The 12,819-nt window shown below is 66.0% G+C and carries 10 protein-coding genes and 2 tRNA genes; 7 read left to right on the top strand and 5 right to left on the bottom strand.

The features are described 5' to 3' along the window. Window positions 1-51 precede the first annotated feature (51 nt). Window positions 52-843: a methyltransferase domain-containing protein gene (locus L2D00_03305; GenBank protein ID WBQ13720.1), complete on the top strand. Its 792-nt coding sequence runs from the start codon at window positions 52-54 to the stop codon at window positions 841-843. A gap of 93 nt (window positions 844-936) precedes the next feature. Further along, complete coding sequence (locus tag L2D00_03300) at window positions 937-1,491, top strand: cytochrome c family protein (GenBank protein ID WBQ13719.1); 555 nt, start codon at window positions 937-939, stop codon at window positions 1,489-1,491. An 88-nt stretch (window positions 1,492-1,579) separates the two neighbouring features. Here L2D00_03300 and L2D00_03295 read toward each other — a convergent pair whose 3' ends face one another. The 3 genes from L2D00_03295 to L2D00_03285 form a co-directional block, all read right to left on the bottom strand. Further along, window positions 1,580-3,769: a TonB-dependent receptor gene (locus L2D00_03295; protein ID WBQ13718.1), complete on the bottom strand. Its 2,190-nt coding sequence runs from the start codon at window positions 3,767-3,769 to the stop codon at window positions 1,580-1,582. 135 nt (window positions 3,770-3,904) lie between these two features. Then, window positions 3,905-4,978 (bottom strand): hypothetical protein, encoded by a 1,074-nt coding sequence (locus tag L2D00_03290; protein ID WBQ13717.1) that lies wholly within the window; start codon window positions 4,976-4,978, stop codon window positions 3,905-3,907. A gap of 177 nt (window positions 4,979-5,155) precedes the next feature. After that, window positions 5,156-5,231: transfer RNA gene (locus L2D00_03285), tRNA-Phe, on the bottom strand. A gap of 269 nt (window positions 5,232-5,500) precedes the next feature. Between L2D00_03285 and L2D00_03280 the strand changes: the two genes are divergently transcribed. Continuing rightward, window positions 5,501-8,203, top strand: a complete 2,703-nt coding sequence (locus tag L2D00_03280; GenBank protein ID WBQ13716.1) for a TonB-dependent receptor — start codon at window positions 5,501-5,503, stop codon at window positions 8,201-8,203. Between the two features lie 99 nt (window positions 8,204-8,302). Here the strand turns inward: L2D00_03280 and L2D00_03275 are convergent, their stop codons facing one another. Continuing rightward, a complete protein-coding gene (locus L2D00_03275) occupies window positions 8,303-9,619 on the bottom strand; it encodes an alginate export family protein (GenBank protein ID WBQ13715.1) in 1,317 nt (438 codons plus the stop codon). A 179-nt stretch (window positions 9,620-9,798) separates the two neighbouring features. Here L2D00_03275 and ruvX point away from each other — a divergent pair, with 179 nt between their 5' ends. The 4 genes from ruvX to L2D00_03255 all read left to right on the top strand — a co-directional run bounded on the left by ruvX (window position 9,799) and on the right by L2D00_03255 (window position 12,558). Further along, window positions 9,799-10,218 (top strand): Holliday junction resolvase RuvX, encoded by a 420-nt coding sequence (gene ruvX / locus L2D00_03270; GenBank protein ID WBQ13714.1) that lies wholly within the window; start codon window positions 9,799-9,801, stop codon window positions 10,216-10,218. Continuing rightward, complete coding sequence (locus tag L2D00_03265; GenBank protein ID WBQ13713.1) at window positions 10,215-11,132, top strand: AEC family transporter; 918 nt, start codon at window positions 10,215-10,217, stop codon at window positions 11,130-11,132. Before ruvX ends, L2D00_03265 begins: the two co-directional genes overlap by 4 nt. A 5-nt stretch (window positions 11,133-11,137) precedes the next feature. After that, window positions 11,138-12,037: a hypothetical protein gene (locus tag L2D00_03260; protein ID WBQ13712.1), complete on the top strand. Its 900-nt coding sequence runs from the start codon at window positions 11,138-11,140 to the stop codon at window positions 12,035-12,037. A gap of 227 nt (window positions 12,038-12,264) precedes the next feature. Continuing rightward, window positions 12,265-12,558, top strand: a complete 294-nt coding sequence (locus tag L2D00_03255) for a hypothetical protein (protein ID WBQ13711.1) — start codon at window positions 12,265-12,267, stop codon at window positions 12,556-12,558. A gap of 160 nt (window positions 12,559-12,718) precedes the next feature. On the opposite strand, the gene L2D00_03250 is transcribed toward L2D00_03255, so the two are convergent. Continuing rightward, a tRNA-Tyr gene (locus L2D00_03250) sits at window positions 12,719-12,804 on the bottom strand. Between the last annotated feature and the right edge of the window lie 15 nt (window positions 12,805-12,819).

The following is a 12,819-nucleotide window of genomic DNA, read 5'->3' as shown; positions in this document are numbered from 1 at the left end:
CGATCCCCATCGCGCTTGCCGCCACCCCCGTTTCCCGATATTTGTCCGGACATGGGTGAGCTGAGTTCTGTCTATTTCGCATCCGCCCGCAGCGCCGCCGATGAGGCTGAGCGCTTGCAGCGGCTGGACGGGTTTTATGCCGCCCCCACCAAGGCGTGGCTGGACCAGGCGGTGCGCTTCACGCCGGGCATGGCGGTTGCGGAGTTCGGGCCGGGGTCCGGGCGGATGCTGGCCTGGTTTGCGCAGAAGACCGGTCCTGACGGCGATGTGCTGGGCGTGGACATTGATCTGTCGCGCGCCGACCCGCCGCAGCCCCCTGTGCGCCTGATGCAGGCGGACCTCTACGCGCCCGCAGCCGAGCCGGGGCGGTTCGATCTGGTCTATGCGCGTCTGGTGATCGGCCATCTGCCTGACCCGCAAGCCGCCATTGCGTGCCTGATGGACTGGCTGAAGCCCGGAGGCGTGCTGGCGCTGGCCGATCTCGATTGCTCCACGTCTGTCCCGGTGGATGTGAGCACGCCGGACATGCAGGCCGTCGCCGCGGCGATGGCAGGCTTGCGCACGGCCATGGATGCCTCCGGCCTCATGGACAGCGCGTTCGGCGCGCGGCTGGACGCCTGTATGCGCGATGCCGGACTGACCCAGGTAAAGACGCAGCGCTTTGACCGCGTGGTGGAGACCGGATCGGACTGGGCGCGGTTTCAGGCCGAGAACGTGGAGATCATCGCCGGCCTCACCGGCGCTAATGACGCGGCAGCCCTCGCCGCCCGCTTCATGCGCACGCCCGGCGTGCGCTATCATGACCAGGCGCTGGTGTTCTGCACCGGCCTCAAGCCGGCGTGAAGGCCGGGGGTGAGGGTATGCGGCGCGATGCGCGTTGAACGCCGGGCCGCGACGCGCTACCGGGTTATCACACTGATCGACAAGGAGCCTGTCATGCGCAGCCCATTCCTCTTCATCGCCCTGCCCGGCCTGACCGCCGCCCTGATGACGCTGGCAGCGTGCAGCGAGCCTGAAACAGGCGGTGAGCCAGGCGCGGCACCTCAGGGACACGGCGCATCGGCCCCGGCCGCAGCGCCCTCGCCCGCAGATCCGGCACGCGATGCGGCTGCCGCCGCCACCCTGGCCGCGCTGGGCGAGCCCTATGTGTCCGCCAATCTGGCCAATGGCGAGCGGCTGTGGCGGCGCTGCCAGTCCTGCCACACGGTCAATGAAGGTGCCCGCCATCTGGTGGGTCCCAATCTGCATGGCATGTTCGGGCGTCAGGCCGGGACTGCAGAGGGGTTCCGATACTCCGACGTCGTCGCCGGCGCAGGTTTTGTCTGGACGCCGCAGGCGCTGGATGAGTGGCTGACCAATCCGCGCGACTTCCTGCCGGGCAACCGGATGAGCTTTGCGGGCCTGCGCCATGAGAGCGACCGCAATGATCTGATCGCCTGGCTGGCTGCTGCCACGGCGCCGGCCGAGGCGGACGCGGCACGCGAGGACTGACGCGCCCTCCGGCCTCACGAAGCCGGACAGAAGAACGCCCCGGCCAGATGGCCGGGGCGCTTTTCGTTTCAGGCTCCGATCGGACCGATCAGAACTCGAGACGCAGGCTGGCGCTCCAGATGGACCCGTAGGTGTAATAGCGGCTGCCGAACGAGCCCGCCGCGGCACCCGGCGCATTACCGGCCAGGAAAATATCCTCGTCGGTGATGTTCTTGCCCTCCAGCTTCAGCCGCCAGCGCCCGTCGGGCGAGGTGAGCTGGGCAAACAGATCGAACGTGGTCACCTCATCAGAGAAGATCGCCGGTGAATTGCCCACATTGCGGGCAAACGCGCTGGAATGGGTAGCCGAACCGCCAAAGGCGAACTCGCCCAGCTGCGTGGGCTGGAAGACCACCGCGTTCAGCCGGGCTGACAGGTCGGGGAATTGCTTGCCCTCCAGCGTGTTGAAGGGAATGCCTACCGCCGGGTCGACGCGCGCGCCTTCGTCATACTCGAAATTGGTGGTCCCCAGATTGCCCGACAGCTGGAACTGGTCTGTGGGCGCCCAGACGCCCTCCAGCTCCAGGCCGTGGACGATGGCGTCGGCGTTGATCACGCCGAACTGGAAGGTGGCAGGCTCCAGCACGGACAGCTGCAGCGCGTCATAGACCGAGTAGAAATAGGTGGCATTGAAGCGCAGCGTGTTGTCGGCGAGGTCCGAGCGCAGGCCCAGCTCCCACGAGGACAGCTCTTCAGGCTCGTAAATATTGAAGGCGACATTCTGGGTGATCGGGCGCGTGCCGGCCAGGCCGCCCGCCTTGTAGCCCGTCGAGTACGAGCCATAGACCATCAGATTGTCATTGGGGCGGTATTGCGCCACCGCCCGCCAGGAAAAATTGGTATCGTCAAAGGACGGATCCACGTCCCAGATGGGTGCCAGCGTGGTGGGATTGAGCAGGCGGCGCTCGGCGGTCTTCTCGTCCGAGGTGTAGCGCCCGCCCAGCGTGAAGGACAGCTGGTCATTGAGATGGAAGGTGCTTTCGCCGAACACCGCCCAGGAGGTGGTGTCCTGCACATCATCGTTGAGACCGAAAGGCTGGCCAATCAGGAAGGAGAATATCTGGTTGAAGCGGTTATTGGCCAGCTGCTCCACATTCTCGCGGAAGTAATAGGCACCCAGCACATAGTCGACCTGCTCATTGCCGCCGACCAGCTGGACTTCCTGGGTGAACTGCCACTGGTCAAGCTCCTGATAGAGATCGACAATGCCCGGACCGTCCAGGTCCGCCGTCAGGTCCTGGGAGAAGGTCCGGTAGGCGGTGATGGAGGTGACATCGCCCAGCGCCGTGCCGAAGCGGACCTCCCCGCTGATGCCGCCGCCGCGATACTCATGGAAGGGGGCGATGGACATATTGCCCGCACGCCGCCCGAACGGCTCGGTCACCGATCCATCGGCCTGACGCTGGATCGGGGTCGGAATGAAAGCACCCGAATTGTCGATGGTCCAGTCGCCCACGATATAGACTGAAAGGTCCTGACCGGACGGCTCCCACAAGAAGGACGCGCGCGCGCCGTAGCGCTCGACATTGTTCACCTCGGACTGGGGCTGGTAGGTGAAGGGTCCTGCCGTCGCGGCAGGCGCATTGAGCAGGTCGAAATCGCTGCCCATATTGCGGCTGAACACGTCGATCTTGAACCCGCTGACGCCCTCCACAATGGCCGACGACCAGGACGCGCGCGCATCGAGGCGGTCATGGGTGCCCACGGCGAGGTCCAGAATACCGCGCGTGCCGGTGAGTTCAGGCCGGCGGGAGATGAAGCGGATCGCGCCACCATTGGTGTTGCGCCCGTAATAGGTACCCTGCGGCCCGCGCAGCACCTCGATGCGGTCCAGATCGAGCAGATCGATGGTCGTGCCGTTCTGCTTGCCCAGATAGACGCCGTCCAGATAGATGCCCACGCCCACTTCGGCAAAGAGCGAGGACTCATCCTGGCCCACGCCGCGGATATAGACCTGGGCCGCATTGGCCACGCCGGTATTCTTCTGAATGTTCACATTGGGCGCGGTGAAGCGAAGATCGGTGATCTCCTCGACCGCCTGACGCTCCAGCTCTTCAGCGCCGATGGCGGTGAGCGCGATGGGCACGTCCTGGGAGTCCGCCTCGCGGCGCTGCGCCGTCACAGTAATGCGGTCCACGCCGCGCGGTGCCGCAGTCTCGGTTTCCTGGGCGTAGCCGGCTGCGGCGAAGGCCGGCAGAGCGGCGCTGGCCATCAAGGCAGCTTGGAACAGTCGGGTCATGGGCGGTCTCCCCTGTTGAGACAAATCATCCGGTTTTCCGGGTGTGTGGTGCCACAAAGTCTAACGCAGCGCCGCCCCGCGTCAATTTGTCCGGACGAATTGATATACCTTATGTGACATTTGCGCACCGCGCCGTCACGGCTGTCCGATCAACTCGACAATGATCCCGGACGGCGAGCGCACCGCCGCCCAGCGGATTTGGCCATAGGGTTCAAGGGTCAAGGTGATCGGCCCCGCGGACGGCACGACGCTCAGGGCCGCCAGACGCGCCAGCGCGGCATCGAGATCATTCACGGGAAGGCGCACCGCCACAATCCCCAGATTGGGCGGACGCGCACGGTCCGAAAAATCATCGCCGTCCAATCCGTCGAAATGCATGAGCTCTATACGCCCGTCCTCGCCCGGGCGCTGCTGCAGGATGGCCGTGCGGCGCGGGATGATGTGGGAGAAGTTGTTGGGCAGGCCGTGATTGGTGCTCACGGGCTCGGGGTCGATGTAATCGCCCTCCCAGAATGGCGCATAACCCAGGCCCTCCACGAAGAATGCCCGCTCCGCCGGCAGGTCATGGACCATGGCCATGGTGTTGAACGGATAGGAAAAGCCGTCCAGGTCATCCCAGCCTTCGATGGGCGGGTTCACGCGCGAGTAGACCGCCAGATTGACCCCGTCGGGCAGGCGTACCACCACATTCTTGATGATCAGCCCGCCAAAATCGAACACCTGGGGCTGGTCAAACACGCTCCAGCCGCGCGCATGGGCGGCGTCCATCACCTCATCGGCCTCGTGTGACCGCACCATGAGGGAGAACAAACCGCCCTGGTCCCAGACCTGCGCGCCCGGGCGGATCAGCTCTTGCTCCACGCCAGCAATGCGCACCAGGCGCACCCAGCCCACATCCTTGCCTGGCGACGCCATCAGCGCGTAATCGCCCGACGCGCCCTCCAGCCCCCAGGCGGCCAGCCAGTCCGGTGCCAGCGCACCGGACGCACGCACCTCATACCCGGCCACATCAACCATAAAGTCGCGGATCGGGGCGAGATCGCGCACCGAGACCACCGCCTCCTGCCAGCCACGGCCGGTCGCGGCGATGAAGGGGCTGGGGTTGGAGATGGAGGCTGATGCGCGGTCCGCCCCATCTTTGGCCTGCACCGCCCCGCTGCACACCGCCAGAGCCAGCGATGCGGTCGCGACCGCGATAACTCTAATCATGATCACCTCCTGCGCGTCAGAGCGCACAGGATGGCGGGTTTGTCCGGACATGCAAGGGTGGGGAGGCTAAAGCCCTATCCGGTGAGGGTTCGCCGAGGTGAGAGCGCACCTGCGCGCCCGCAATGTCAGCGAGGATCGACCGAGCGGAGCGGTGGAGCACAAACAAAAGAAGAAAAATGGTGCCCAGGGCCGGAATCGAACCAGCGACACGCGGATTTTCAATCCGCTGCTCTACCAACTGAGCTACCTGGGCGGCGGGGCGGGCCGGTGGCGCGCCGCGCTAGGGGGCGGTTTATAGGGCGGGGCTTTTGGCCTGTCCATGCCCTTTGGGCAGATGCGCGCGCGGCGCTCCGGTGCCCTGCCCCATCCGCGCTCACCGTCACGCCCGGCAGGTGTGCAAACAGACAGATCGGCCCGCCCGGCCTTGCCTCGCCCGCGCGGGACTGGTACCCGCCTCCGGCCTGTTTGCCGGCTGAATCCTTTCAGCGATCTGTCCCGGTCGCGTCATCCCCAGAGGCCTCGATGATCCGTTCTGTCCCGTCCGCCCGTGTCCGCCTGTGTGCCGCTGTCAGCCTGGCGGCCCTGATCGGTGCCGCCACCGCGCCGGCGGGGGCGCAGGAGGCCACGTCCGAGGCAGCTGGAACGGCACGCGATGTGATCACCATTACAGCCGGGCGGGCATCGGGCGCAGGCGCGCTGGACCGGCCCGTGGCGCGCCTCACCCGGGACGATTTGCGCGCGAGCGGCCAGGAGGATCTGGGCCGGGCGCTGGTGTTCAACCCGGTGATTGCGGGCTCGGAATTCAATGATGATCCGGGCACCCAGAACAACACGTCGGGCACGGCGAGCGTCAATCTGCGCGGGCTGGGGCTGGGCGCGTCTCTCGTGCTGATCAATGGCCAGCGCCAGACCATCACCAGCGTGGCCGCCGATGATGGCTCGACCTTTGTGGACATGAATGCGCTGGTGCCCGATATCGCCATAGCGCGCGTGGAAATCCTCAAAGACGGTGCCTCGCCGCTGCACGGATCGGACGCACTGGCCGGCGTCATCAACGTGATCACCCGCGATGGGTTTGAAGGCCTCGAGCTGGTTCTGGAGGGCCGCCGACCCGACAGCTTCGGCGGCGCAGGCGCCAGCGGCCAGGCAGCGATGATCGCCGGACGCGGCTTTGGCGCGGTGCATCTGATGGGTGCCGTCTCGGCGCGCCGCACCGATGGGGTGGAGGGCTTCGAGACTGATTTCGTCCCGGGCACCGGCATTTCGACGCTGGGCCAGCCGGGTTCCTATTACATCCAGGTGCCAGGCGGCGGATTTGCGCTGACCAATCCGTCCGGCGGGCCGGTGCCGGTCCTGGACCGCGACTGTGCAGCGGCCGGCGGCTCGCCGCTGGTGCTGGGTGCGGCGACGCCGTTTGGTGATCCGGGCCTGTGCCAGCTGGATTTCGGCCAGTTCTTCTCGCTTGTTCCGGATGAGACGCGGATCAATGCCCTTTCCGCCCTCACCGCAGATCTGGGCGAGGCGGTGCTCACAGTGCGGGCCGGGCTGGCTTATTCAGAGCTGTCGCGGGGCAATTCACCATCACTCCCGGCGCTGAACTTTCCCACCATTCCGGTTGCCAATCCCGGTAATTACCTGGGCGCGGATGTGACCTGGCTGGGGCGTCCGCTGGGGGTCAATGCCGGCGCAGCCCGGCGCCAGTTCGAGCATCTGACCTGGCGCCTGGACAGCGAGTTCACCGCCCCGTTCAGCGCCTTTGCGCGCGACTGGGAGGGGCGGATCAGCGCCAGCTGGTCGGCCAATGCGCTGGACGCCACCATTACCGACACTGTCGCCTCACGCCTGTCGCTGGCGCTCAATGGCGTCGGCGGGCCGGCCTGTCCGGCGGGCGCGGCGGCCGGCGATTCCGGATGCTTCTGGTTCAACCCGTTCGGGTCGGGCGCGCTGGTCACCGACCCGTCTGACCCGCGCTATAATGATCCGGCGCTGCTGGATTGGCTGGTGCAGGAGGATTTGCGTCAGTCCGAAGCGAGCCTCGGCGTGCTGGACGCCTCGGCGCAAGCCCCTGCCCTGTTCACGATGCCCGCCGGCCCGGTTTCGCTGGCGGTGGGCGCGCAGGTGCGCCGCGAGCGCCTGTCGGTGGAGCATAGCGATCTGTTCAACGCCGACGCCTTCCAGTTCATCGTCGGCGGGCCGGACTTTTCCGGCTCGCGCAGCGTGACCAGCGTGTACGCTGAAACCCTGATCCCGCTCACCACGCGCACCCGCCTGCAGGCAGCAGCGCGGCATGAGGCGCTGGACTCGTTCTCCTCGCTCGATCCCAAGCTGTCCATTGCCCATGATGTCAGCGGGACCCTGACCGTGTCGGCGGGCTGGGCGCGGTCCTTCCGTGCGCCGTCGCTGCACCAGCAGATATCAGCGACCACCTCGCTGCAATCGCTCAATACCGGCGCGGCCAGCAGCTTCCTGCCCGTGCGTACGGTCGGCGCGCCGGGCCTGCGCCCGGAACAGGCCGACACCTTTACCGCCGGTGCCGCGGCACAGGCGGGCGGGTGGAACGCGCGGCTCGATCTGTGGCGCATCGAGGTAGAGGACGTGATCGTGCGTGAAAGCGCGCAGGCCATTCTGATCGCCGCCAGCGATGGCGCGGGCGGCTTTAATGACCCGCGTGTCGAGGTGTCGACCGCTGGCAATGTAACGCTGGTGCGCGCGGCTTATGTCAATGCGCCGTCGGTCACCACTCAAGGGCTGGACCTGATGCTGACGCGCGCGCCCATCGAGACCAACCGCTTCGGCGCGTTCGGCGCGGGTTTCGAGGGCGTGTGGATCGAGCGCTACAGCTTTGCCGATCCGGTGCTGAACCGCACCATAGAGGCCGCCGGCAACCGCAATTTCACCAACGCCGCCCGCTCACTGCCCCGCCTGCGCGCCACAGCCTGGCTCGACTGGAGCGCAGGCGCGTGGAGCGCACGCCTGCAGACCCGCCACATCTCCGCCTATGACAATGATGAAGGCGCAGGCGGACGCGTGGGTGCCTGGACGGTGGCCGATCTGCAGGCCGGCTGGCGCGTTGAGACCCACGGGCGCGGCTATCAGGTGACGCTGGGCGCGCTCAACATCACCGATGAGGCCGCGCCGTCCGTGCCGACGCCGCTGGGCTATGACACCAAGGTGCATGATGCGCGCGGCCGTATCGCCTATCTGCGTCTGGCCGTAACGCGCTAGCGCCACCGCGCCGAGCCGGAGCTCAACGCGATGGCACCAGGGGAGCGATGCGTAGCCATTCCATGACGCGCAACCAGGCGCGCTTCATCTGACAGCACTTTAGAAGCTGCGCGTCAGTGCAATATAGGTGTAGACGACATCGCTGGAATCCGGGGCGTTCGGAGCATTCCGGGCGAACCGGCCCTTGGCGAGCACAGCCGCGCCCACTTCAAGACGCGTGTTGGCCGAAGCGAAGTTATACCCGGCATAGGCATCGGCCACGATCCCGATGCGGCGTCCGCTCTGGCCTGTGGCGTCGCGCAGCCCTGCCTTAGCCCAGGAGTCATCAGACGTGGCGAGCCGGACATCCTGGACACGCGCCTGGAAATCCACCGGCCCGCGCCGGCTCTGGTAGCGAACGCCCGACGTGACGAGGTTTTCACGCCCCACCGGCCCGAAAATGGCGGTCGGGCCGAAATCACCCCGGCGGCCACCATACATCGAATTGAAGCGGTTGAAGTCTCCACCCGTCTCGTCGCCGCTCGCATAGACGAACTGAGCCGAAACCCGCGTGCGCCAGTCATCCTGGAAAGTATAGCCGGCAGACAGGTGCACCATGCCGGCCCGGATGTCCTGACGTCCGCCCGCAACAGGCCGCGACCCGGTCTGGAAGGTCGCTTCCGCCTCGAAATCGGTGTGGCCGGGGCTCGCATTGCGGCGCAGGCGCGCACCCGGCGAATACGTGTCGGTCCCGTTGGCATGATTGAGGCCGAACAGATACCCTTCCGCGATCAGGCCGCCGGGGAGGTTGGCCCGCGTGAAGTGTGCGGCCCAGAACCGCGTGTCCCAGTCCACCTCGTCCAGACGGGCGGTGTTGTTCAGCAGCGCATTGCGGTCACGCGGCAGAATGGGCACGGGCGAGCCATAAAAGGCATCCAGCGTCCAGTCATCGTTGAACTTGTGCCCGAGGCGCGCGCCGGCAAAGCTGTTGGGCGAGTTCACGTAGCCGTTCTGCGCGGCAAGGCGTCCTGACCCGATCGTCACATTGTACCGGCCCAGTTGAACGCGCGTGCCTTCGGCCGGGCGCACAATGACATAGGCCTGGTACAGCTCCAGCGCATTCACCGAGCTGGCTGGCAGCACAGACCCGGAATCGGTCATCCAGGTACGCGCATCCAGTAGCTCTGCGCCAAACGTCACGGGACCGGCGTCATATTCACCCAGAATGCGCAGAGCCCAGGACGCGTGCTGGTCAGACCCGGACCCACCAGCACGGTAGCGTGCGTTCAAGGTTTCATGACGAAGCCGGAGCGACCCCGACAAACCGAACGAAGCCTGCGAGGCCTCTTCGGCAGAAGATGCCGCCGAGGGCGCAGTTACAATCACCGCCGACGCCATTACTGAAACCGCCGACACAGTCACGCCAAACATGTTCATTTTGAACACCCCACCCAGTTGATGTGGTGTGAGTATTGCTGTGTTTGATTGAATCGGCGTTAATCATGTGTGCGGTCTGCGCAAGAATGGCATCCGCCCTCTTTGCGCCAAGCGCGCAGAGGCGTACATGGGCACCTATGCTGTTCCTGACGCCCCTCCATCTGCCCAAAGGCCCCCTGATGGCGGTTGATCCCGGTGCCAGGACGCTGGGCGTGGCGGTGTGCAATGGCGACCGCACGCTGGTCACGGCCCTGACCACGATCTGGCGGACGAAATTCACCGAGGACGCTGCCGCCCTGCTCAAACTCTATGATGCGCGCACCTGCGCCGGGCTGGTGGTTGGCCTGCCGCTGCACATGGATGGCGGAGACGGGCGGCGCTCCCAGTCAGCGCGCTCCTTCGTGACCAATCTGCTGCGTCTGCGCGACCTGCCGGTGTGCTATCAGGACGAGCGCCTGACCACGTTTGACGCATCGGAGCGCCTGTCCGAAGCCGGCGTGAAGCTGCACGAACAAAAAGCGCGCATCGACGCCGAGGCTGCCGCCAGCATATTGCGCGCGGCGCTGGACGAGATCGCACGTGGCGGAGCCACTCCGTGAACGCGCTGACCGCGGCGCTGATCCCGGTCTTTGGTGTGATCATGCTGGGCTGGGCCTTGCGCCGGTCGAATCTGGTGCGCGCCGAATTGTGGGGCGGGATCAACAGGCTGGGCTACCAGGCGCTTTTGCCCGCCCTCCTGTTCAGCACCATCGCCACCGCAGACTATGACGGCCTGCCCGCAGGGCCCTTCCTGATTGCGGTGACGCTGGGCTTTGTGGTGATGGCGATCGTCTCCATGGCCTTCAAGCCGGTGATCCATGACGGCCCGGCCTTCACCAGCCTGTTCCAGGGCGGCGTGCGCTGGAACGGATTTGTCCTGCTGGCGCTGGCCGCCCCCGCTTTCGGGGCGGAGGGCGCGGCACTGGCGGCCCTGGTGTTTGCGCCCACCGTGCCGCTGATCAATGTGATGTGCGTGGCGGTGCTGTCGATCTGGGGTGCCCATGACGAGCCGCCGGATTTCGCCCGCGTGGCCCGTCGCATCGCGGCCAATCCATTGATTCTGGGGTGTCTGGCTGGCCTGGCCGCCAATCTGTCCGGCGTGTTCCAGACCGGCCCCATCGCCGACACCGCCGCGCTGGTCGGGCGCGCGGCGCTGCCGTTGATCCTGCTGACTATCGGCGCCGGCCTCGATTTCTCGGCCCTGCGCGCGCAGCCGGGCATTTTGACGCTGGCGGTGGCGCTGAAACTGATTGTGGCCCCGCTGGCCTTTTATGCGCTGGGCCTGGCGTTCGGGGTGGAGGGTGTGGCCCTCGCCGTGCTGGTGGCCGTGGGGGCGACGCCAGGCGCAGCCGCCTCCTACGTGCTGGCCAGTGAAATGGGCGGGGATGCGCGCCTGATGGCCGGCCATGTGACCGCGACAACGCTGCTGGCCTTCATCGCCATGCCGTTCTGGGTCTGGGCGGCGGGCGGATGAGCCTGATGATCGCCTCTGCCTTCGCGCCGGTGTTTGCGATGATCGTGCTGGGCTGGTTCGTACGCGCCAGCGGGCTGATGGGGCGGCCGCTATGGGGCGGGGTCAACGCGCTCAATCACCGGGTCCTTCTGCCCTCCTTCCTGTTCGTGCTGATCGCGCGGGCCGAGTTTGGCGCAGGGAATGCCGGCACGCTGGTGCTGGCGTCCTCGCTGGGCTCGCTGATCATGATTGCGCTGGGTCTGGCTGCCGGACGATTGCTCAAGCTGAAAGCGCCCGAAACGGCCGGGCTGGTCGCTGTGGCGGCGTTGTGGAACCTGGTGCTGACCATGGCGCTGGCCCAGCGCCTGTTCGGACCGGAGACCGCCGGCGCGGCGGTCGTCCTGCCCGGCGTGCTGCTGGGCGCAGGCGCAGCCGTAGCCGGGTTCGCCATCAGCCAGGGGGCGGGCCCGCGCGCGGCCTTGATCCGCATCGTGCGCGACCCCGTGCTGATCGCCTGCGTGGCGGGGGTCGCGGCCAATCTCGCCGGTCTGGCCCGCCTTCCCGCCTTGCTCACCCCGCTGGAGATGACGGCGGCGGGGTCCATGGCCGTGATCCTGCTGGCCATGGGTGCTGGCCTCGATTTCGCCGCGCTCAAGGGCCGTCTGCGTGCGCTGGCCGCCGCCGCGCTGCTGCGCAGCCTCATCTCGCCCGCAATCTATCTGGCGCTGGCGCTGGGCTTCGGACTGCGCGGCGAGGAAGCCGCCCTGCTGGCGCTCGCCGGTGGCGCGCCCGCCGCCGCCGTCACCTACGCCTTCGCCGCCGACTTCAAGGCTGAACCGGGCCTGGTGGCGGGCATGATCACCCTCACCGTCCTGACGAGCGCGATCACCCTGCCCCTGGTGACGGCGCTGGCGTTGATGGTCTGAATTGGCGAAGTTCACGAACTCACCAACGGTTTGCCTTTGGAGCTGAAATGCACATCCACGGAATTGAATTCAACATGGATTGGATCGAAGGAGCGAGCCCAAGCGGGGCTCTTCCGCGAGAATGTGGGATCTATTGCGAAATTATTTGGCCAGTTCGCTCTATTCGGATTGGAATTTCGAAAAATATCTGGGGGCGACATAGGTCTCATGCGAGCTGGATGCGAAGCATGAAAAACGGGACTGGAAGCCGATCCGGGCGCGTTGGCCCTTATGCCAATCATGCAAAAGACTGGGGCGACATAGGATTAGAGACATTTGCTCTTTCAACCGACCCCCGCTTGCATGACGATGCGCTTAGGCTGGCCTGTGAAACGGAACTACATCATTGGGCCGAGCAGCAGAGAGAATGGAAGAACTTCAATGGCGAAAAATGGCGACCCAAAAACTACGGCATACCTGTTGTTGACGAGCGCGCCGTAGCGGAAAGTTGGGGTATAAAACTGCATTGGACGCTACCCTAGTTCGCCTGCGGCTTCGGCGCGACATCCTTAGCTCGAATGCGAGGTGCGGGCTTGCCCAGCCGAAGCTCGCGTCAGCGAGCGAAGGCCCCTGCCGGGGCATTCTACGTCTGAAATCGATCCACCGGATCGATTTCTCTGCCTGCGGCAGACCGGCTGCGAATGGTGGAGGGGGTTGGATTCGAACCAACGTACGCCGAAACGGGCAGATTTACAGTCTGCTGGATTTAACCACTCTCCCACCCCTCCAAGGGTCCGCAAGCC

This window comes from Hyphomonadaceae bacterium BL14, from assembly GCA_027627705.1.
Classification (GTDB): Bacteria; Pseudomonadota; Alphaproteobacteria; order Caulobacterales; family Maricaulaceae; genus Oceanicaulis.
This window is presented reverse-complemented; position numbering and strand designations above follow the sequence as displayed.

Bases quoted from the DNA above. Each gene is read 5' to 3' on its own strand.
- L2D00_03305 (WBQ13720.1), top strand. From the start codon at position 52: ATGGGTGAGCTGAGTTCTGTCTATTTCGCATCCGCCCGCAGCGCCGCC.
- L2D00_03300 (WBQ13719.1), top strand. From the start codon at position 937: ATGCGCAGCCCATTCCTCTTCATCGCCCTGCCCGGCCTGACCGCCGCC.
- L2D00_03295 (WBQ13718.1), bottom strand. From the start codon at position 3,769: ATGACCCGACTGTTCCAAGCTGCCTTGATGGCCAGCGCCGCTCTGCCG.
- L2D00_03290 (WBQ13717.1), bottom strand. From the start codon at position 4,978: ATGATTAGAGTTATCGCGGTCGCGACCGCATCGCTGGCTCTGGCGGTG.
- L2D00_03280 (WBQ13716.1), top strand. From the start codon at position 5,501: ATGATCCGTTCTGTCCCGTCCGCCCGTGTCCGCCTGTGTGCCGCTGTC.
- L2D00_03275 (WBQ13715.1), bottom strand. From the start codon at position 9,619: ATGAACATGTTTGGCGTGACTGTGTCGGCGGTTTCAGTAATGGCGTCG.
- ruvX (WBQ13714.1), top strand. From the start codon at position 9,799: ATGGCGGTTGATCCCGGTGCCAGGACGCTGGGCGTGGCGGTGTGCAAT.
- L2D00_03260 (WBQ13712.1), top strand. From the start codon at position 11,138: ATGATCGCCTCTGCCTTCGCGCCGGTGTTTGCGATGATCGTGCTGGGC.
- L2D00_03255 (WBQ13711.1), top strand. From the start codon at position 12,265: ATGAAAAACGGGACTGGAAGCCGATCCGGGCGCGTTGGCCCTTATGCC.